Below are 19,179 nucleotides of genomic sequence, written 5' to 3' on the forward strand. Positions count from 1 at the left end.
GCCGAGCGCGCAGGTCAGCCGAGGACGGCGGCGAGCCACGCACCGCCGAGCAGCGCCGGGCCGAACGGCACCGGCGTGTCCCGGCGTACCCGGCCGGCGGCGAGCAGGACCAGCACCGTTACTCCGGCGAGCACGTGCGGCAGGAGCAGCCCGAGCCGCAGCGCCGGCCAGCCGAGCCAGCCCAGCGGCAGCCCGAGCGCGGCGGCGAGCTTCACGTCGCCGAAGCCGAGCCGGGCGCGGGGCAGCAGCGCCAGCAGCGCGTACCCGATGAAGGAGAGCGTGGCCCCGGCCACCGCGACGGCCAGGTGGCGCGGTTCGCCGGTCGCCGCTGTGGCAGCGGCCGGTCCGAGCCCGCCGCCGAGCGCGACCAGGCCGACGAGCGGGTCGGGCAGCCGCAGCGCGGTCAGGTCGGTGACCACGAGGACCAACCCGGTGGCGGCGACCGGCAGCAGCGCGGGCAGCGCCGGATCGGCGCCCCGAGCGGCGGCGAGCCCGCCGAACACCACGGCGCCGACGAGGGCGAGCACACTCCGGTTCGGAGTTCGGACCCGGCCGCCGGTGTCGGGAACGAAGGACCGCCCGACCGGGACCGCCGCCCACCCGGCCGCCGCACCCAGCAGCGCGACCCCCGTCACCAGCAGCGCCGACACGGGCCGGGACGCTACCGCCCGGCCGGCTCCCCGGCCGTCCCGTCGACGGCTGGTGGCGGGGACCGGCGGGGTCGCTCGGTGCTCACCACCACCGCCACGCCGACCACGATGACCGCACCGCCCATCAGCACCTGCGAGGTGATCGGTTCCGCGACGAACAACGCGCCGAGTGCCACCGCGACCACCGGGTTCACGTACGCGTACGTGGAGACCAGCGAGATCGGCGCGTGGGCGAGCAGCCAGACGTACGCGGTGAAGGCGACCAGCGAACCGGCCACCATCAGGTAGGCCATCGCCGCCCAGGACCGTCCGGTCACGTCCGCGAAGGAGAAGCCGCGCAGCTCACCTCGGGCCACGCCGACGAGCGCGAGCACCGCAGCGCCGGCGACCATCTCGTAGACGGTGGCCACGAACGGGTCGGCGGGCATCCGGATCTTCCCGGACAGGTACGAGCCGACCGACCAGCTCGCCGCCGCGGCGACCACTGTCAGCGCGCCTGCCACCGGCACGCCGTCCACCCCGTCGCGGGGCAGCACGAGCAGGACCAGACCGGCGAAGCCGAGTGCCACTCCGAGGAACGTCCACGGTCGCGGCCGGTCCCCACCTGCCGTCCGCAGCAGGACCACGAGCAGCGGCACGGTGGCGACGAGCAGCGCCGCCACCCCGGACGGTACGGCGGTCCCGGCCGGGCCGGACTCGGCGAGCACCACCAGGCCGTTGCCGCCGGCGAGCAGCAGCACACCGACGAGCGCGGCGGAGCCGACGCGGCGTGCGGGCACCCGCAACGCGCCGGGTCCACGTCGCAGGCGCAGCACGACGGCGAGCACCACCGCGGCGGCGGCGAACCGCATCGCCGCGGAGATCAGTGGCGGCAGGGACTCGACAGCGACCCGGATGCCCAGGTAGGTCGAGCCCCAGAGCAGGTAGACCAGCACGAGTGCGGTCCAGATCAGCGCGGTGCGGGCCGGCGGCGTCGCGGAATCGACAACGTTCGTCGCACTCGTAGGGCGTGAGCTCATCGTGGGACCACGCTACGGTGACCACGGCGTCGGCGTCCCCAGTTGGTGGCCGGCCTCTCAGCACTGGCGTACGCAGGAGGCGTTCATGTCGAACTTCGGTCCACCGGGCGGCGGCTCTCTCGAGCCCTGGGGACGGCCCGACGACGGCTACGCCCCGCAGCCCGATCCTCGCTACGCCCCGCCGGGCGACCCGCGTTACGCCCCGCAGCCCGACCCGCAGTACGGCCCGCCGACCCAGCAGTACGGCCCCGCCGACCGGTACGGCCCGCCCGCCCAGCAGTACGGTTCCGGCGACCGCTACGGCCCGCCGGCTGATCAGTACGGGCCGCCGACGCAGCGCTTCGAGCCGGGCCCGGCCTGGTCACCCGGGCCGCCGCAGCAGGGCCACCCGGGTGACCCCTATGCCGGGCCGCCGTACGGCGGCGGGCAGCCGCCGTACGCCGAGCCGACGCCGCCGAAGCGCGGGAAGGGCCCGCTGCTGGTGGTGGTGATCGTGCTGGCCGTGCTGCTGCTGGGCGGCGCCGGGGCGTACTGGATGCTGGGCCGGGACGAGCAGAGCCCGACCGGCGGCACGACCGCTGCCACCGCGCCGGCCGCGGATCCGACCGGCGAGGCCGCGCCGCCGAGCGAACCGGCCGACACGACGCCCACGACGGCGGCCCCGGCCTCGTCGACCGATCCGCGTTTCGTCAAGGCGGGCCAGTGCGTCGCCAACGAAGGTGGCGGCGGCCAGCCGAAGCTGGTGATCGCCGACTGCGCCCCGAAGACGTACGAGGTGCTGCGCCGCATCGACGGCGCGACGAGCGGCAAGAAGGACGCGGAGGCGAAGTGCGGGAAGGTGGCCGGTTACACCGACTGGTACTTCTTCGACAGTGAGCTGGACACGCTCGACTTCGTGCTCTGCCTGAAGCGCCGCTGACCCTGTCCGACTGTCGGTAACCAAAACTAGGGCTGTCTAGCGTGGATGCTAGACAGCCCTAGTTTTGTATCGAGGCCGACACGCGGTAGCCGCCTCTATGCGCATCTAGCCTGGTCGCTAGAGAACCCGATACTGTGCGATTCGTGGATCCGGTCCGCAACCCGTACGCACCGGGCGCCGGCCAGCGCCCGCCCGAACTCGCCGGGCGGGGGCGGGAACTGGACGTCTTCGACGTGGTGCTGGAACGGATCGCCCGCGGTCGCCCCGAACGCAGCCTGATGCTCACCGGTCTGCGGGGAGTCGGCAAGACGGTCCTGCTCAACACGCTGCGCTCCGAGGCGATCAACCACCTCTGGGGCACCGGCAAGATCGAGGCCCGGCCGGACCAGTCGCTGCGCCGCCCGATCGCCGCCGCGCTGCACATGGCCGTCCGCGAGCTGGCGCCCCGGCACCGTGCCCCGGACCGGATCGACGCGTTCCTCGGCGTCCTCAAGGCGTTCGCGCAACGCTCCACCCCCACCGGGCGGGGCGGCGCGGCACCCAAGCTGCGCGACCGCTGGCAGCCCGGCATCGACGTACCCGCGAGCAGCGGGCGCGCCGACTCCGGCGACATCGAGATCGACCTGGTCGAACTGCTCAGCGACGCGGCGGCGGTCGCCACCGACGTCGGCACCGGCATCGCGATCTTCATCGACGAGATGCAGGACGTCGGCGCCGAGGACGTCTCCGCGCTCTGCGCCGCCTGCCACGAGCTGTCCCAGCTCGGCGCGCCGCTCATCGTCGTGGGCGCGGGCCTGCCGCACCTGCCGGCCGTGCTCAGCGCCGCCAAGTCGTACTCCGAGCGGCTCTACCGCTACCAGCGCATCGACCGGCTCGACCGGATCGCCGCCGACCAGGCGCTCTGCGCGCCGGCCGAGCGGGAGGAGGTCGAGTACGAGCAGAAAGCCCTCGACCTGCTCTACGAGAAGTCGGGTGGCTATCCCTACTTCGTCCAGGCGTACGGCAAGGCCACCTGGGACCACGCACCCCGCTCCCCGATCACCGCGGCGGACGTCCGGGTCGCCGCGCCCGAGGCGGAGGCCGAACTGGCGGTGGGGTTCTTCGGCTCCCGGTTCGAGCGGGCCACGCCTGCCGAACGCGAGTACATGCGCGCGATGGCCACGCTGGCGCTGGTGGACGGCGAGGAGGGCGGCCGGGACGACATGGACGCGGCGGTGCCGACCGCCGAGATCGCCCGCGCGCTCGGCCGCAAACCGGCCAGCCTCTCCCCGGCGCGTGATGCGCTGATCAAGAAGGGGCTGATCTACTCCGGCGAGCGGGGGACTGTGGCGTTCACAGTGCCGCACTTCGGCCGCTACCTGCGTACCCAGCCCGCCTGACGGCTCAGGCCGCTCGGGCCACGCGGTCTCAGGCCGCTCGGCCGCGATCCGGACCGCTCAGACCCGCGACCACGGTGGCGGGAAGACCACCTCGCCGGACGGCGGTGACGGCTCTCCGCTCGCCGACGGCGGTAACACCAGCGCCTGCCACGGCTCCCCCAGCCCGGACCAGGGACTGGTCAGGCCCAGCCGGTCCGCCGGGCCGAACCCGAACCGCCGGTAGTAGGCCGGGTCGCCCAGCACCACCACCAGCCGCTCGCCCAGCTCGGTCGCGGCGTCCAGTGCCGCCTGCACCGCCGCCGTGCCGTGCCCCAGCCGCTGCCGGTGCCGCGCCACCGCCACCGGACCCAGGGCCAGCGCCGGCCAGGTGCCGCGTTCGGTGCGTACGCCGACGCGCGTGAGCAGCGCGTACGCCACCACCTCGCCGCCGTACTCGGCGACCATGGCCAGCTCCGGGATCCACGCCGGGCTGTGCCGCAGCTCCTCGACCAGGCCGACCTCCGGTGGGGTGGCCACGTCGGGGCGGGCGAAGGCGGCGGCCAGCACCCGGGCCACCGGCGCCTCGTCGGCGGGGCCCTCGGGGCGCAGTCGCAGCGTCGTCACCCGCGCGACCTTACCGAACGCAACCGGTCCATCCGCGACGGTCGCTGAAATCGATACCGTTCGGACGTCCACGTCGGCCGATACCTTTCGTGTGTTGCGGGGATGACGACGCCCCCGACGGGGTAAGACTGAGCCATGAAGCCCGTGCGCTCCCTCGCCCGAGTCATGTTGAGCGGCATCTTCGTGGTCAGCGGCGCCCGCAACCTGCGCAACCCGGAACGCCTGGTGCAGGCCGCGGAACCGGTCACCGGGAAGGTCGCCCCGCTGATCCAGAACGTGCACCCCCGCATCCCCACCGACACGGTCTCGCTGATCCGGGCCAACGCCGCCACCCAGCTGGTCGGCGGCCTGATGCTCGCCACCGGCCGGTTCACCCGTCCGGCCGCGCTGGTGCTCGCGGGCACGCTCATCCCGACCACCGCCGCCGGCCACGCCTTCTGGAACAACGACGACCCGGCCGCGCGCAACAACAACCAGATCCACTTCCTGAAGAACCTCGGCCTGCTCGGTGGCCTCCTCCTCGCCGCCGCCGACACCGAGGGCAAGCCGGGGCTGCGCTGGCGCGCCGGCCACCGGATCGACCACTCTCGCCGGTCGGTCAAGCGCGCGGTCCGCACGGCGCGCCGCGAGACGAAGATCGCCGTACGCTCCGCGGCGACCGCCCGCCGCATGCCCGGCTGACCAGGCACTCTGTACGGCCTACCACCCCCCGCAAGGCCACCAATCACCTGAACCGTCCGAGACCCGTTAACGCGGTGGAAATGTCAAAAACACGTGTGGGATCGGACACGGTCGCGTAACGCGGGAGGCAGCAACGTGAGGCGCCGTTCTAGGCTCCGTTCTGGACCTGGACGGGTACGACGACCTTGGTACGGGGGTGGCCACGCCATGCCGACGACAGTCGGTAGACGGACCAACCGCCTCGCCCCGACCTCCCGCGTCGACCGCCGGATCGTGGTGCGTCTCGGCGTCGTCGCCGCCGTGTCGTACGCCGCGTGGCTCGCCATCGGCGCCTTCGGACGGCCGTACAACTTCTTCGACATGAAGATCTACCACGGCGCGGTGCTGTGGTGGGCCGGCGGCAACGAGCTGTACGACTTCGTCGCGCCCTCGACCACGCTGGGCTTCACCTACCCCCCGTTCGCCGCCCTGGTCATGCTGCCGATGTCGTGGCTGCCGGTCGACGGCGCCGGCTTCGTCAACGCGCTCGCCAGCATCGGCGCACTCGCCGTCGTCCTCGCGGCGCTGCTACGCCCCATCGTGGACCGGCTCGGCTGGCCGCTCTGGTTCACAGTCGGCATCGCCACCCCGCTCGCGGTCGCCATCGAGCCGTCCCGGGAGACGCTCGGCTACGGGCAGGTCAACCTGCTGCTGTTCGCGCTGATCATGGCGGACATGGTGGGCCTGCGCTGGCGGGCCAAGCGGGGCACCCACTACGAGACGGCCGATTCGCCGCTGGCCCGGTTCGTCTACAGCGGCGCCTGGGCCGGTGTGGGCATCGGGCTCGCCACGGCGGTCAAGCTCACCCCGGCGCTGTTCGTGGCCTATCTGATGCTCACCCGGCAGTGGCGGGCCGCGCTCACCGCTGTCGGCACCGCCATCGGCGTGACCATCGCTACGTTCGGTGTGCTCGGTGAGGAGTCCCGCGCGTACTTCGCCGACGTGCTCTGGCAGACCGAGCGGGTCGGCGCGGCGGACATGACCGCCAACCAGTCCCTCGCCGGTCTGCTGGCGCGCCTCTACGACTCGATCGAGACGCCCGGCCTGCTCTGGCTGGCGTTCTCGGTGCTCATCCTGGCGCTGGGCCTGTCCCGGGCGATGAGCGCCCGCGCCGACGGCGACGAGCTGACCGCGTTCACGCTGGTCGGGCTCACCGCCAACGTGATCAGCCCGATCTCCTGGTCGCACCACCTGATCTGGGTCATCCCGGCGATCATCGTGCTGGCCGACGCCGCGGTACGCCGCCGCGAAGCCAGCCGCGGCCTGCCCCCGCGCGGCACTGGCGGTCCCTCGGCCAACGGTGTGCCGGCACTGCGCCCGCCGATCTGGTACCCGACGCTGACCGGGCTCCGCCACGGCGTCGGCGCGCTCGGGCTCTACCTGCTGTTCCTGATCTCACCGATCTGGCCGTACGAGCACCAGCTCCCCGAGGTGTCCCACTACCAGGACGGCCTGTTCGGCGCGCTGATGGAGAACTCCCTGGCCATCGCGCTGATCGTGCTCGTCGCGGCGCTGCCGTGGCGTCCCGGCGCCGAGCCGGCGTTCTACCACGAGCGGCTGGGCCGCACCGCCGCGCTCGCCGCCCGGCGCTAAGCCCTCAGGGGCAGTTCACCCATTCCTCGCTGCCGTCGTCGAAGACCTGCCGCTTCCAGATCGGCAGCCGCGCCTTCACCTCGTCGACCAGCCGGGCGCAGGCGGCGAACGCGGCCGCGCGGTGCGCCGTGCTGACCGCCGCCACCAGTGCCACGTCACCGATCTCCAGCGGGCCGATCCGGTGCGACACCGCCACCGCGTACACCTGCGGGTCGGCCGCCACCTCGGCCGCCACCTCGCGCAGCACCGCCTCGGCGGTGGGGTGGCCCTCGTACTCCAGCCGGGTGACCGCCCGCCCGTGGTCGTGGTCGCGGACCACGCCCTGGAAGGACACCACCGCGCCGGCACGGCGGTCGGCGACCGCCGCCTCGTGCGCGGCCAGGTCGAGCGGCCGGTCGGTCACCGCGCCGAGCACCACGCCTGCTTCCACTGTCACGACGTCTCCCGTCGGCTCGTTCGTCGCGCTCACCCGAATCGCTCCCCGGGGGTCAGTGGCAGCGGCACCAGCGGCACCCGGTCGCCGGCCGCGCCGCTGGTGCCGGGCCGGATCATCGCGAACCCGTCCGCGCCGGCCAGCCCACGCAGCATCGCCGAGCCGACGTGCCGCACCGGGTACGCGGTGCCGGCGACGCGGTCCCAGCGGGCCAGCGCCAGATGGGTGTAGTCGCCGCGCCCGGGAATCGGCTCGGCCAGTGTCACGTGCGGCAGTACCGGCATCTGCCGGCCGGTGAGACCGGCGAGCAGGGGCGCGACGAGCGACACGAGCGCCACCACGGCCGACTGCGGGTTGCCGGGCAGACCGGCCACGAACCGCACCCGCCCGTCGCCGTCCACCAGCCGGGCGAGCAGCATCGGGAAACCCGGGCGCACCGCCACGGTGTTCACCACGTAGTCGGCGCCGAGCGCCTCCAGCGTCGGGTGCAGGTGGTCGACCGGACCGTGCATGGTGCCGCCGGTGGTGCAGACCAGGTCGGCGTTGGCGAGCGCGCCCCGCAGCGCCGCCACGTGCGCGGGCAGCGTGTCGGCGACCGGGCCGACCACGTCGGCCGCGCGCACCTGGCAGCCGTAGCGGCGCAGCCAGGCCGGCACCGACGGACCGAGCGCGTCACGGACCCGCCCGGCGCCGGGCGGACCGGAGGTGAGCAGTTCGTCGCCGAAGACCAGGAGCGCGGCCCGGGGTGGGCGGCGGACCCGCAGCGTGTCGTGCCCGCAGGAGGCGGCCAGGCCGATCACCGCCGGGTCCACGGGCGTGCCGGCGGGCAGCAGTACCTCCCCGAGGTGCGCCTCCTCGCCCGGCTCCCGCCACTCCGGCGCCGGGCGGGGCGTGCCGGACACCAGGCCGTCCGCGGTTCGCGTCGACTCCTCGATCCGCAGGATCGCCGTCGTGCCCTCGGGAACCATCGCGCCGGTGGCGATCTCCACCGTGCTGCCGTCGGCCTCCAGCGGAGGCGTGGTCTGCCCGGCGAGCACCCGCCCGACCACCCGCCACGGCCCCGCGCCGCGCACCGCCCAGCCGTCCACGCTGGAGGTGGGGAACGCCGGCAGGTCGGTGCGCGTGGTCAGCGGCTCGGCCAGGGTGTGCCCGTCGGCCTCGGCCAGCGGACGGGCGACCGCGGGGAGCGCGGCGGACAGGCCCACCGCGTACACCCGGGAGCGGGCCTCCTCCCACCCGGCCGGTGGTGGCGTGCCGGCCTCGGCCGCGGCGGCTTCGGTTTCCGTGCTCATCCGGCGAGCCTAACGCCGGGGCACGTGCCGCGCGGGTTCAGTGGTCGCCGCCGCGAAGCTGGTCGACGGCGTGCCGCAGGATCGGGCCGAGCACCGCCAGACCGTCCCGGGCGCCACCGCGTGAGCCGGGCAGGTTGACCACGAGCATCCGGCCGGTCACCCCGGCCAGCCCGCGGGACAACGCAGCCGTCGGCACGGTGTCGCGGCTGTGCGCGCGAATCGCCTCGGCGATGCCGGGGATCTCGTAGTCGAGCAGCGCGCGCGTCACGTCGGGCGTGCGGTCGGTCGGGGTGATGCCGGTGCCACCGCTGGTCAGCACCACGTCGACGCCGTCTGCGCGGGCGGCACGCAGGGCGTCGCCGACCGGTTCGCCGTCGGGCACCACCACCGGAGCGTCGACCTCGCAGCCCAGCTCGCGCAGCCCGGTCACGAGCAGCGGACCGCTGGTGTCCTCGTACACCCCGGCGGCAGCCCGGTTGGACGCCACGATCACCCGGGCCCGGATCACGGCCGGTCCTCCGGCCGGACCCACTCGCCGGTCTTGCCGCCCTCCTTGCGGAGCACCCGGACGGCGTCCACCGACGCGGCCGGGTCGACCGCCTTCACCATGTCGACCAGGGCGAGCCCGGCGACCGCCACGGCGGTCAGCGCCTCCATCTCCACGCCCGTTCGGTCGGCGGTCTTCGCGGTGGCGGTGATCTCCACCGTGTCGGCGGTGAGGTCGAGGTCGACTGTGACGCCGTGCAACGCGATCGGGTGGCAGAGCGGGATCAGGTCGGGCGTGCGCTTGGCGCCCATGATGCCGGCGAGCCGGCCGACGGCGAGCGCGTCGCCCTTGGGCAGGCCGTCGCGGCGCAGCAACTCCACCACCTCGGCGGTGGTGCGGAGGCGGCCGGCGGCGACCGCGAGCCGGCCCGAGACCGGCTTGGCGGAGACGTCGACCATCCGGGCCGCACCGGCCGGGTCGACGTGGGTGAGCTGCGCGGGTTCGGTCACGGCCCGACCCTATCCGCCGGGTACGACGACGCGGGTGCTCCGGCCTGCCCGGGTGCCGCGGCCTGCGGCGGGGAGGAGCGTCGTGTCGGGTGCCGGTGCACGACGCCCCTCCCTCACCTGCCCACCGCCGATTCGCTGGGGGGAACTGACGGTGGGGGCCTCGTTCGGCCGGGTCCGCTCTGGCGCTGAACCCTCCCCGTGGCCGATGCCGGGGACGCTAACGAACGCCGCGATAAGAAATCGATAAGCCGGTTCAGGTCGGCGTCTCGACGAGCTGCCGGCGCAGGTCGTGGCGCTCGGGCGCACCCATCCGCTCGAAGATCGCCAACGCGCGCTGCCGGTACCGTCGCGCCTGCGCCGGCTCCTTCTCCGCAAGATGTCCGGCCAGGCCGTCCAGGGCGCGGGCCTGCTCGTACGGATGGCCGATCCGGGTGGCGATGGCGAGTGCCTCCTCGAAGACGGCCACCGCTTCGTCGGCTCGCCCCGTGGCTCCCAGGGTGACGGCCAGCTCGTTGCGTGCCTGGGCCTGGACGTGCCGCTCGCCGGATGCGGCGGCGGCCTCGATGGCGGCCTCGTGGTGCCGCAGCGCGTCGTCGTAGCGGCCGAGTTGCCGGTAGGTGCCGGCGAGGTCGCTGAGCGTCTCGGCACGGCCGAAGCCGTTGCCGGTGCGATCCCGGAGCGCGAGCGAGGCTCGGAGCAGGCGCTCCGCCGCCGCGTTCTGTCCCAGGCGGTATCTGAGGCCACCGAGATGCCCCAGTGCGTTCGACATGTGGAACGGATCCTGCTTGATCCGGGCGGCGAAGAGGTGCAGCCGATGAACCGCCATCGACTCGTCGTAACGACCGAGGTAGCGCAGTGTCAGGCCGAGGTTCGGCAGGACCGGAAGGGTGTCCAGCGCACAGCTGCGCAGCGTCATGCGGTTGGCTTCGAGCGACTGGTGGAGCCGCCCGGTCAGCCAGTGCACGGCGCCGAGGTTGAACCGTGCCCGCTGGGCGCCCGATTCGTCACCGAGCCCGGTGAGGATCGACACGACCTCGTGCAGGTGTGCCGAGGCGTCCTGGTAGGCGCCGGTGCGTACGCACGCCGAGGCGAGATAGTTGTGCATGAGGGCCACGGCGTGCCGGTCCCCGCACCGCTGGGCGGCGGCGAGACCCACCGCGTGCGTGGCCGATATGTCGTCGAAGTAACCGCGTATGTAGAAGAACCGCCAACCGGCGCGAGCCAGACGCCACGCCATCGGTTCATGGCCCTGGTCAGCCGCCTGACGGACGAAGGCGTCCAGGTTCGACCGCTGTTCCTCCAGCCAGTCCAGGTCGCGGTCGACGCGTCCGGCGAGCAGATCCGGTCGAAGCGGTTCTCCGAGCCGCAGGTGCTGCGCGAGCACCCGGCCGTCCTCGATCGACGCGGACGCCCGCACCACCGAGTGCAACACGTGATCCAGCAGGTTCCGGATCGCCGGTCGCCCGGTCGTCGGCTCGTCCTCCTGCCGGGCCAGTTCGGCGGCGTAACGCCTCATCAGGTCGTGCAGGCGGTACCGGCCGGCCGAGGTCTCCTGCACGAGGTGGCGGTCCACCAGTTCGTCGAGGACGTCCGCCGCGTCCCGCAGGGGCAGGTCGGTGAGGGCGGCGACCATGGCGGTGTCGAGGTGGTTCCCGGCCGCCAGCCCGAAGGATCGGAAGGCTTTCCGGCACGCCTCGTCGAGCGGCTCGTACGACTCGGCGAACGCCTCCACCACGCTTCGCGCCTCGGCGCGGAGACCGGGGAGGAAGATCGACCTGTGGCTCAACCTGTCGACGAGGTCGGCGATCCGCCAGTCGGGCCGATGTGCCAGCCGGGTGCCGGCCAGTCTGACGGCGAGCGGTAGACAGCCGCAGATGGCGACCAGTTGTCGCGCGGCCTCCGGCTCGGCCGCCACCCGGCCGCTCCCGATGAGGGTGGCGAGCAGTTCGAGCGCCTCGGCCTCGGCGAGGACGGCGAGGGACACCGGCGGTCGTTCGGTGAGTGCCAGCAGGCGCCGCCGGCTGGTGACGAGGACGACGGCCGATCCGGAGACGGGTAGCAGCGGCTCGACCTGCCGGCTGTCGGCGGCGTTGTCGAGCACCACCAGCACCGAACGCGCGGCCAGTTCGCGCCGCCACATCTCCTGCCGGTCGGGCAGTTCCAGCGGTATCCGGCCGGTCGGCACACCCAGTTGGTGAAGCAGCGTGTCCAGTGCCACCGCGGGGCGCATCCGTGTTCGCGTGCTGTGTCCCCGCAGGTCGACGAAAAGTTGCCCGTCGGGGAAGCGCTCGGCCGACCGGGATGCCACATGCAGGGCGAGGGTCGTCTTGCCGCAGCCCGCCATGCCGTCGATCACCCGGATCGTCGGACCCTGCCCGGATGCCTCCCGCACTTCGCACAACAATCGATCGACCATTTCCTCCCGGCCGACGAAATCCATCACCGTCCGCGGCAACCAATTGCGCTTATGAGCACCACTCCGGATCGTCTCCACCTCGCGCGCCGATTCCGGAATCCGGCGTCGCGCCCGGGTGGCCGCCACACGAAGTCGTTCCATCTCCGCGCTGGGTGGCACCCCGAGCTGATCGGACAACGCCTCGCGAGTGGCGCGGTAGACGGCCAGGGCGCCCCCTGCGTCGCCGGTCTGGATGAGCGCGCGCATCAGGAGACACTGCGCCCGCTCGCGCAGCGGCTGATGCGAGACGTGGTCACGCAGTAACGACACCGCTGATTCGGGGCGCCCGAGGTTGAGATATGCCTCTGTCAACAGTTCCAGCGCCGCCTGCCGTTCCTGACTCACGGCCTCGCGCTGAACGGTGAGTGCCGGCCCCAGCGCCAACCCTGCGAGCAGTGGGGCCGCCGCGCCGACCACCTCGACGAGCACCGGGACGGCCTGCGCCGACCGCCCCTCCCGCATCAACTCCCGGGCGCGGCGCGAGCGCACGTTCAGTCGATGCAGATCGATCAGCTTCTCGTCGATGAGAAGTCGATAGCCGCCCGGTTCACGGACGATCCTCGCTTCGTCGTCCGCACCCGAGCCGAGACTCCGCCGCAGATTGGCGGCGTAGGTCCGGACGTTTGCGATCGCCGACCGTGGTGGAGCGTCCGGCCACAGCTCGTCCACCAGGTCATGAACCGTGACCAGCCGGTTGGCCCGCGCGACGAGTAGCGCGAACACCAACTGCTGCTTGGGCGTTCCAAGCGGAAGGTCCACGGCGCCGAGTCGCGCCGCCAAGCCCCCGAGAACCCGGATTTCCATGCTGCTGTTCCAGCCTCAGTGGGCACCCGCCCACCACGAAGCGACAGCGTAATCGATTCGTCACAGAGGCGTCGCCCCGGGCTCAGGCGCTGGTCGCCGCCGTCGTCCGACACGTCTGCCGAAGTCACCCGAAGCACGGTTGTAATGTTTCGCCGCCACAGCGACGCTACACACGGACCGAGTGGTATCACGCTATTCGATGCGCTCAGCGACGGCCCGGGTACCTAAAGGAGACAGTCGGCTTCGCTCCGCAAGCAGGCCATGGACAGAACGTCATTTAACCCGCAATAGTTACTTATATTGCGCATACCGACATTAATTCTTTCAGACCAACTCGAATATCCCCTAATCTGCCTTCAGTCAGCAAGGCGCGGATACGCGCAAAGAAGGCACAGGGCGCCGGCGGCAATGAGCGGCAGCGGATCGAAGTAACGACTTCAGTCCGTGACCATTCCGCCCCGAAGCGATATCCGAGGAGGGCAGCACAATGCGCAGCACCGAATGGGGATGAGTTTCCCGGACCCGGGTGAAGCGGTAGGCTGCCGCTCATCGCATACCGACGGTGAGCGGCGGGTGACTCGGGTTGAGCCGAACCACGGAAAGCCGAACGGCTGTCGACCCACACCTGCGCGGGATCGTCTACACGTTGGTCGCGGGGGCGACGATCGTCGCCCTCACCGCGATCTACTCCGCCCGTACACAACACCCTGACTCCGTACGTGACTTCGTCACCGTCACAGCCCTCGTCGTGACGGTGACCCTGGCCACCGTCATCAAGACCCGTCTGCGGATCCGCTCCACCACCTTTTACTTCGCCTGGGTCGAGACCGCGATCGTCATCGGCCTCGCCGTCGCTCCGCCCTCGTGGGTCGTCCTGGCCACCGGGATCGGCGTGGCGTGCGGATCAGTCACCCGCCTGGCCCCCATCAAGGTGGCATTCGCCATCGCGAAGCACACACTGGTGGCCGGCGGAGCCACTATCGCCACCCTGCTGCTGGGAAGCGCCTGGCCGCCTCGGGAGCCACTCGGCATCGTCGTCCTACTGGGGTTCGTCTACCTGGTGGCCGCGGTCCTCGATGACGTCCTCGCGATCCCGGTCATCGCGCTCGCCTCCCGCACACCGATCCTCCAGCAGTTCCGCGACGACCTCGACCTGCGGATCGCCGGTTTCGGCCTGCGTTTCCTGGTGGCCGCCAGCACCGTGCTCATCCTGCGGGTCGACCCCCGCCTGCTGCTCGCCGTACCGGCGCTGGTGCTCAGCCTGCACCTGGCCTACTCCAGCCGCATCCGCACCCGCACCGAGCAGCAGGCATGGCAGCGCCTGGCCCGCGCCACCGACGCCCTCAACGTGGTCGACCTCGACCAGGTGCTCACCACAGCGGTCACCGAGGCCAGCGAACTCTTCTCCGCCGACGAGGTCGAGATCGAGCTGCGCGACGGCGAACGCACCGTCCGGGGCAACGGCACGGACATCGCGTACGACGGAACAGCCCCCCGGCCCAGCGCCGTCGACGGTCAGGTCATGCCGGTCCCGCTGGAGGGCCACGACCGCACCGACGACGTAGGCGTGCTGCGGCTGCGGTTCGCCGGCCCGGTCGAACTCTCCGAACGCGAGCAGTACACCCTGCGTACCTTCGCCTCCGCCCTCTGCACCGCGGTCCGCAACGCCCAGGCGTACGCCGAACTCGCCCGCATCGCCGAGGACCACGCCTACGCCGCCACCCACGACGCCCTCACCGGCCTGTCCAACCGGCGGCACCTGCTCGACGAGGGCAGCGCCCAGCTCACCAGCCGGCACGCCGACGGCGTCACCGCCCTGGTGCTGATCGACCTCAACCACTTCAAGGAAGTCAACGACACCCTCGGGCACGGCGCCGGCGACCAGGTGCTGATCCAGGTCGCCGAACGCCTCCGCGGCGCGGCCCGCCCCGACGACCTGGTCGCCCGGCTCGGCGGCGACGAGTTCGCCGTACTCCTGCGCGGCCTGCCCGCACCGGCCGTCGCCGCCCACCGCGCCGAGGCCCTGCTCGCGGCGCTGCACGACCCGCTCGACCTAGACGGCATGCGGATCAGCGTGGAGGCCAGCGGCGGCATCGCCGTCGCCCCCGCCACCGGCGGCATGGCCGAACTGCTGCGCCGCGCCGACGTGGCCATGTACCAGGCCAAACGCGCCGGCCAACGGGTCGCCACCTACGCACCGGCCCGCGACACCGCCGACCTGAGCCGGCTCACCCTCGGCGGCGAACTGCCCCGCGCCGTCGCCGACCACGAGTTCACCGTCAACTTCCAGCCCATCGTCGACCTGGCGAGCGGCGAGGTGATCGGCGCGGAGGCCCTGGCCCGCTGGCACCACCCCACCCACGGGCTCATCGACCCGCTGCGCTTCCTCGAAGCGGTGGAACGCTCCGGGCTGCTCCCCGCGTTCGCCGAGGCGATCCTCGACCAGGCCCTCATCGCCGCCGGCTCCTGGCGCGACGCCGGCTTCGACCTGCCCGTCTCGGTGAACGTGTCCCCGCGCAGCCTGCTCGACGCCCGCTTCCCCGGCGCCGTGCTGGCCCGGCTACGCGCCCACGACCTCCCGCCGGACCGGCTCGTGCTGGAACTGACCGAGACGCTCACGCTCAGCCAGCTCGACGTCGTCGACCGCGTCCTCAGCCGGCTGCGTGACTCCGGCGTCCGGCTCGCGCTCGACGACTTCGGCACCGGATACTCGTCGCTCTCCCTGCTCTCCCGCATCCCCGTACACGAATTGAAGATCGACCGCAGTTTCGTCGGCGCCATGGAGACCGCGCCCGAAGCCGCCGCCGTGATCCGCTCCACCCTCGACCTCGGCCGCAGCCTCGACCTCACCGTGGTCGCCGAGGGCGTGGAGAGCGAACCGCAACGCCGCGCGCTCTGGGAACTCGGCTGCGCCGCCGGGCAGGGCCACCTGTTCGCCCGGCCACTGCCCGCAGCCGCGCTCCTCGCCGCCCTCCAGCGCGGCCACGGCGGCCGGACCGGCGCGCTCGCACCCGCGCTGCACGACGCCGGCGCCGTCATCCGCCTCCCCGGCCGCCGCACCGGCCGCACCCGCCCGTCACCCCCCGCCGCCACCGACGCCCGGCAACCCTGACCCGGCCGGGCCACCCCGCCGGTCTGCCACACTGGCCCGCGTGACCGCCCAAGCCGACCCGGCAACCCCCGTCTCCCGCCGCTGGTCGGCACTCGACACCGCCGCCGGCGGCCTCGCCCTCGACCTGGGCCTCTACGCCGCCGCCACCGTCTTCGCCGCGATCACCGCCGCCACCTCCACCCTCCCGCCGCACCGCGCCTGGGGCGCCGTCGCCACCATCGGGTACGCGCTCGCCACGCTCGCCGCGACCACCCAGCTGCTCGCCCGCCGCCGCCACCCCGGCACCCCCCTGGCCGGCCTGCCCGCACGCTGGACCGTCGCCGGTCTCACCTGGGCCGCCACCGCGCTGCTGCCGATCGTCACGCAGAGCGTCGAACGCGCCGGCGGACGCACCGACCGCGCTCAGGAGGAGGTGATCGTGGTCGAACACGCCGGAGCCCGCCTCGCCGAGCACGGCACCCCCTACCTCGGACCCGACGCCATCGCCGCCCTGCCCCCCGGCGAGCAACTCCTCGGCTACACCCCCTACCAGCCCGGTATGGCGCTGTTCGGGCTGCCCCGTGCTGCCGTCGACGCCTGGTGGACCGACTCCCGCGTCTGGTTCGCCGTGGTCACCGCGCTCACCCTCGTCGCCCTCGTCGCCACGCTGCGCGCAAGCGGCGGCCCGGGCGCACCCCGCCGCGACGCCGCCGTCCTGCGCGCCGTCCAGGCCGCCACAGTCCTGCCCGTCTGCGCGCTCACCCTCGCCACCGGCGGCGACGACCTCCCCGTACTCGCGCTCTGCCTGCTCGCCCTCGCGCTCGCCGCCGCCGGCCGACCCGGCCTGGCCGGCCTCGCGGTCGGCGCCGCCGGTGCCCTGAAGCTCTTCGCCTGGCCGGTCGCCGTCGTGCTGATCTGCTGGGCCGCCACCCGCCGGTCCGCGACCCGCACCGCCCTCGGTGCCATCGGCCTACCCGTCCTCGCCCTGGTCCCGGTGCTCCTCGTCGACCGCGACGCCCTCGTCGAGAACGTGCTGCGCTTCCCGCTCGGCCACGGCCTCGTCACCAGCCCCGCCCAGTCGCCGTTCCCCGGGCACCTCATCGCCGAGACACTCCCGGCCGGCCGCGCCGTCGCCGCCGCGCTGCTCGTCGCCGCCGGAGGAGCCATCGCCGTCCGGCTGCTGCGCCGTCCGCCCCGCACCGCCGCCGCCACGGCCATCATCTGCGGGTACGGACTGCTCGCCGCGATCCTGCTGATGCCCTCCACCCGCTTCGGGTACCTGCTCTACCCGGCAGCCCTGCTCGTCCTCGCCCCCGCGCTGGCGCTCACCCGACCGGACGACAGGGCGGCATTCCCGGCAACCGCCCCGCGCGATCCGGCCGGAAGGCGTACACCTGAGGGATGACCACCTACCGCGACCGGGCCGAGGCGGGACGCGAACTCGCCGAACGACTCACCGACCTCGCCGGCCGGCCCGACGTCATCGTGCTCGGCCTGGTACGCGGCGGTGTACCCGTCGCCCGGGTGGTCGCCGACCGGCTCGGCGCACCACTGGACGTCCTCGTCGTCCGCAAGCTCGGCGTGCCCTGGGCACCCGAGGTCGCGTACGGCGCGCTCGGCCCCGGCGGCGTGCAGGTCCTCAACGAGATGGTCGCCGGCCGGATCAGCGAGAACGACAGGGCCCAGGTCCGCCGCCGCGAACAGGCCGAACTGGAACGCCGCGAACAGCGCTACCGCGGCGGCCGCCCACCGCTCGACCTCACCGGGCGCACCGCCGTCATCGTGGACGACGGCCTCGCCACCGGCGCCACCGCCCGCGCCGCCGTCCAGGTCGCCCGCCACCTCGGCGCCGTCCGCGTCCTGGTCGCCGTCCCGGTCGGATCCGAGCAGGCGTACGACATGCTCGCCGCCGACGCCGACACGGTCGTGAGCTGCCAACTCCCGCCCGACTTCGCCGCCGTCGGGGCGTACTACGAGGACTTCCACGAGGTCTCCGACGACGAGGTCACGCAGGCGCTGACCGCCACTGCGTGAAAACACCCGGTACCGTCGTTGTCATGCAGATGACCTGTCCCAAGTGCCGCGGAGAAATGCGCCAGTACGAGCGCAGCGGAGTAGTCATCGACCAGTGCGGCGAATGCCGGGGCATCTTCCTCGACCGCGGCGAGCTGGAAAAGCTGTTCGATGCCGAGGCCAACTGGAACCGGCAGCACGGCGGCGCCCCGCAGCAGCCCGCGCCGTCCGGTGCCGGCTACCCGCCACCTCCGCCGCCCCCGCCCGCCGCCGCGCCGCACCAGCCCGGCTACGGCGCCGTCCCCCCGCCCCCTCCGCCGCCGCCCGGCCACGGCTACGCGCAGCCCGCGTACGGCCACGGTCAGCAGCACCACGGCTACCACGGCCACTACCGGCGCAAGAAGAAGCACGGCTTCCTCGGCGAACTGTTCGACTGACCGCCGGCAACGCGCACGCCGGGCCGGTGCACCGCATCGACCCGGCGCGCTCGTCGGCGTGCCGCGCCTGCCGCACCGTGGCAGGCTGCTCGGCATGAGCCCGATCCGGCAGCACGAGGCGCTGGCCCAGGCGTACGACGGCATCACCGCCGTGGTCACTCCGCTCGACGACGCCGGCCTGCAGCGGCCCACCCGGTGCCGCGGCTGGCTCGTCGCCGACCTGCTCTTCCACGTGCTCTGCGACGCCCAGCGCGCACTCGTCGCTCTGGCCAGCCCCGCACCCGGACCGGCCGACGTGGACGACGTCAGCTACTGGCGCGCGTTCACCCCCGGCGACGACGACGTGAGCGCCGGGCACGCCTGGTGGGCACGCCGCTCCGCCGCCGCCTTCGACAGGCCCACAGGCGTGGTCCGGCTCTGGACCGACACCGCGCCCGCCGCCGTCCGCGCGGCCACCGCGGCCGACCCCGACGGGTACGTGACGACACAGGGGCACGTGCTGCGCGTACCCCATCTGCTCGCCACCCTGACCACCGAGGCGGTCATCCATCACCTGGACCTGGTGGTGGACCTGCCGGACGCGCCGCGGCCGGCGGCGGACCCGACGCGGGTCGCGGTGACCACGATGGACGGCCTGCTCAGCGACGACGCGGTACGGCCGGCCGGCTGGGACGACCACGACTACCTGCTGAAGGCCGCCGGGCGGGTGCCGCTCACCGACCGGGACCGGCTGGAGCTGGGCGAGGCCGCCGGCTGGTTCCCGCTGCTCGGCTGA

17 protein-coding genes are annotated in these 19,179 nt (G+C 73.2%); 9 read left to right on the plus strand and 8 right to left on the minus strand.

All coding sequences use genetic code 11. The features are described 5' to 3' along the window. Nucleotides 1-14 precede the first annotated feature (14 nt). Together MICAU_RS31160 and MICAU_RS31165 are read right to left on the minus strand one after the other, a co-directional pair. Nucleotides 15-650, minus strand: a complete 636-nt coding sequence (locus MICAU_RS31160; RefSeq protein WP_013289335.1) for a prepilin peptidase — start codon at nt 648-650, stop codon at nt 15-17. An 11-nt stretch (nt 651-661) separates the two neighbouring features. Next, nucleotides 662-1,669, minus strand: coding sequence for an EamA family transporter (locus MICAU_RS31165; RefSeq protein WP_232236626.1), 1,008 nt, complete (start codon nt 1,667-1,669; stop codon nt 662-664). 85 nt (nt 1,670-1,754) lie between these two features. Between MICAU_RS31165 and MICAU_RS31170 the strand changes: the two genes are divergently transcribed. Together MICAU_RS31170 and MICAU_RS31175 are read left to right on the plus strand one after the other, a co-directional pair. Continuing rightward, nucleotides 1,755-2,588 carry an LppU/SCO3897 family protein gene (locus MICAU_RS31170; RefSeq protein WP_013289337.1) on the plus strand — a complete coding sequence of 278 codons (834 nt, stop codon included), beginning with the start codon at nt 1,755-1,757 and terminating at the stop codon, nt 2,586-2,588. Between the two features lie 143 nt (nt 2,589-2,731). Further along, nucleotides 2,732-3,967 carry an ATP-binding protein gene (locus MICAU_RS31175; protein WP_041784376.1) on the plus strand — a complete coding sequence of 412 codons (1,236 nt, stop codon included), beginning with the start codon at nt 2,732-2,734 and terminating at the stop codon, nt 3,965-3,967. 57 nt (nt 3,968-4,024) lie between these two features. Here MICAU_RS31175 and MICAU_RS31180 read toward each other — a convergent pair whose 3' ends face one another. Continuing rightward, nucleotides 4,025-4,570 carry a GNAT family N-acetyltransferase gene (locus tag MICAU_RS31180; protein ID WP_013289339.1) on the minus strand — a complete coding sequence of 182 codons (546 nt, stop codon included), beginning with the start codon at nt 4,568-4,570 and terminating at the stop codon, nt 4,025-4,027. Nucleotides 4,571-4,705: 135 nt separating this feature from the next. Between MICAU_RS31180 and MICAU_RS31185 the strand changes: the two genes are divergently transcribed. Together MICAU_RS31185 and MICAU_RS31190 are read left to right on the plus strand one after the other, a co-directional pair. Then, nucleotides 4,706-5,251 (plus strand): DoxX family protein, encoded by a 546-nt coding sequence (locus tag MICAU_RS31185; protein ID WP_013289340.1) that lies wholly within the window; start codon nt 4,706-4,708, stop codon nt 5,249-5,251. Nucleotides 5,252-5,458: 207 nt separating this feature from the next. Continuing rightward, nucleotides 5,459-6,883 carry a glycosyltransferase 87 family protein gene (locus MICAU_RS31190; RefSeq protein ID WP_013289341.1) on the plus strand — a complete coding sequence of 475 codons (1,425 nt, stop codon included), beginning with the start codon at nt 5,459-5,461 and terminating at the stop codon, nt 6,881-6,883. Between the two features lie 4 nt (nt 6,884-6,887). On the opposite strand, the gene MICAU_RS31195 is transcribed toward MICAU_RS31190, so the two are convergent. The 5 genes from MICAU_RS31195 to MICAU_RS31215 form a co-directional block, all read right to left on the minus strand. Next, on the minus strand, nt 6,888-7,313 hold the full coding sequence (locus tag MICAU_RS31195; protein WP_174361832.1) for a molybdenum cofactor biosynthesis protein MoaE: 426 nt from the start codon (nt 7,311-7,313) through the stop codon (nt 6,888-6,890). Between the two features lie 35 nt (nt 7,314-7,348). Then, nucleotides 7,349-8,608 (minus strand): molybdopterin molybdotransferase MoeA, encoded by a 1,260-nt coding sequence (locus MICAU_RS31200; RefSeq protein WP_013289343.1) that lies wholly within the window; start codon nt 8,606-8,608, stop codon nt 7,349-7,351. 37 nt (nt 8,609-8,645) lie between these two features. After that, entirely contained in the window at nt 8,646-9,116 is a 471-nt protein-coding gene (locus MICAU_RS31205) for a MogA/MoaB family molybdenum cofactor biosynthesis protein (protein WP_013289344.1), read from the minus strand. Continuing rightward, nucleotides 9,113-9,604, minus strand: coding sequence for a cyclic pyranopterin monophosphate synthase MoaC (gene moaC, locus MICAU_RS31210; protein ID WP_013289345.1), 492 nt, complete (start codon nt 9,602-9,604; stop codon nt 9,113-9,115). Before moaC ends, MICAU_RS31205 begins: the two co-directional genes overlap by 4 nt. 253 nt (nt 9,605-9,857) lie before the next feature. After that, entirely contained in the window at nt 9,858-12,818 is a 2,961-nt protein-coding gene (locus tag MICAU_RS31215; RefSeq protein WP_244879702.1) for an AfsR/SARP family transcriptional regulator, read from the minus strand. A gap of 628 nt (nt 12,819-13,446) precedes the next feature. Here MICAU_RS31215 and MICAU_RS31220 point away from each other — a divergent pair. From MICAU_RS31220 to MICAU_RS31240, 5 genes are all read left to right on the plus strand, one after another. Continuing rightward, entirely contained in the window at nt 13,447-15,975 is a 2,529-nt protein-coding gene (locus MICAU_RS31220) for a putative bifunctional diguanylate cyclase/phosphodiesterase (RefSeq protein WP_425311438.1), read from the plus strand. Nucleotides 15,976-16,015: 40 nt separating this feature from the next. Beyond that, nucleotides 16,016-17,359, plus strand: a complete 1,344-nt coding sequence (locus MICAU_RS31225; RefSeq protein WP_013289348.1) for a glycosyltransferase 87 family protein — start codon at nt 16,016-16,018, stop codon at nt 17,357-17,359. Further along, nucleotides 17,356-17,988: a phosphoribosyltransferase gene (locus tag MICAU_RS31230; protein WP_013289349.1), complete on the plus strand. Its 633-nt coding sequence runs from the start codon at nt 17,356-17,358 to the stop codon at nt 17,986-17,988. Before MICAU_RS31225 ends, MICAU_RS31230 begins: the two co-directional genes overlap by 4 nt. Before the next feature lie 23 nt (nt 17,989-18,011). Beyond that, nucleotides 18,012-18,404, plus strand: a complete 393-nt coding sequence (locus tag MICAU_RS31235; protein ID WP_013289350.1) for a TFIIB-type zinc ribbon-containing protein — start codon at nt 18,012-18,014, stop codon at nt 18,402-18,404. Nucleotides 18,405-18,498: 94 nt separating this feature from the next. Beyond that, nucleotides 18,499-19,179: a maleylpyruvate isomerase N-terminal domain-containing protein gene (locus MICAU_RS31240; RefSeq protein ID WP_013289351.1), complete on the plus strand. Its 681-nt coding sequence runs from the start codon at nt 18,499-18,501 to the stop codon at nt 19,177-19,179.

It is taken from the genome of Micromonospora aurantiaca ATCC 27029 (assembly GCF_000145235.1).
GTDB classification, from domain to species: Bacteria; Actinomycetota; Actinomycetes; order Mycobacteriales; family Micromonosporaceae; genus Micromonospora; species Micromonospora aurantiaca.

Excerpts from the sequence above, each read along its gene's own strand:
- MICAU_RS31165 (WP_232236626.1), bottom strand. The coding sequence starts at position 1,669 with ATGAGCTCACGCCCTACGAGTGCGACGAACGTTGTCGATTCCGCGACG.
- MICAU_RS31170 (WP_013289337.1), top strand. The coding sequence starts at position 1,755 with ATGTCGAACTTCGGTCCACCGGGCGGCGGCTCTCTCGAGCCCTGGGGA.
- MICAU_RS31185 (WP_013289340.1), top strand. The coding sequence starts at position 4,706 with ATGAAGCCCGTGCGCTCCCTCGCCCGAGTCATGTTGAGCGGCATCTTC.
- MICAU_RS31190 (WP_013289341.1), top strand. The coding sequence starts at position 5,459 with ATGCCGACGACAGTCGGTAGACGGACCAACCGCCTCGCCCCGACCTCC.
- MICAU_RS31200 (WP_013289343.1), bottom strand. The coding sequence starts at position 8,608 with ATGAGCACGGAAACCGAAGCCGCCGCGGCCGAGGCCGGCACGCCACCA.
- MICAU_RS31230 (WP_013289349.1), top strand. The coding sequence starts at position 17,356 with ATGACCACCTACCGCGACCGGGCCGAGGCGGGACGCGAACTCGCCGAA.
- MICAU_RS31235 (WP_013289350.1), top strand. The coding sequence starts at position 18,012 with ATGCAGATGACCTGTCCCAAGTGCCGCGGAGAAATGCGCCAGTACGAG.
- MICAU_RS31240 (WP_013289351.1), top strand. The coding sequence starts at position 18,499 with ATGAGCCCGATCCGGCAGCACGAGGCGCTGGCCCAGGCGTACGACGGC.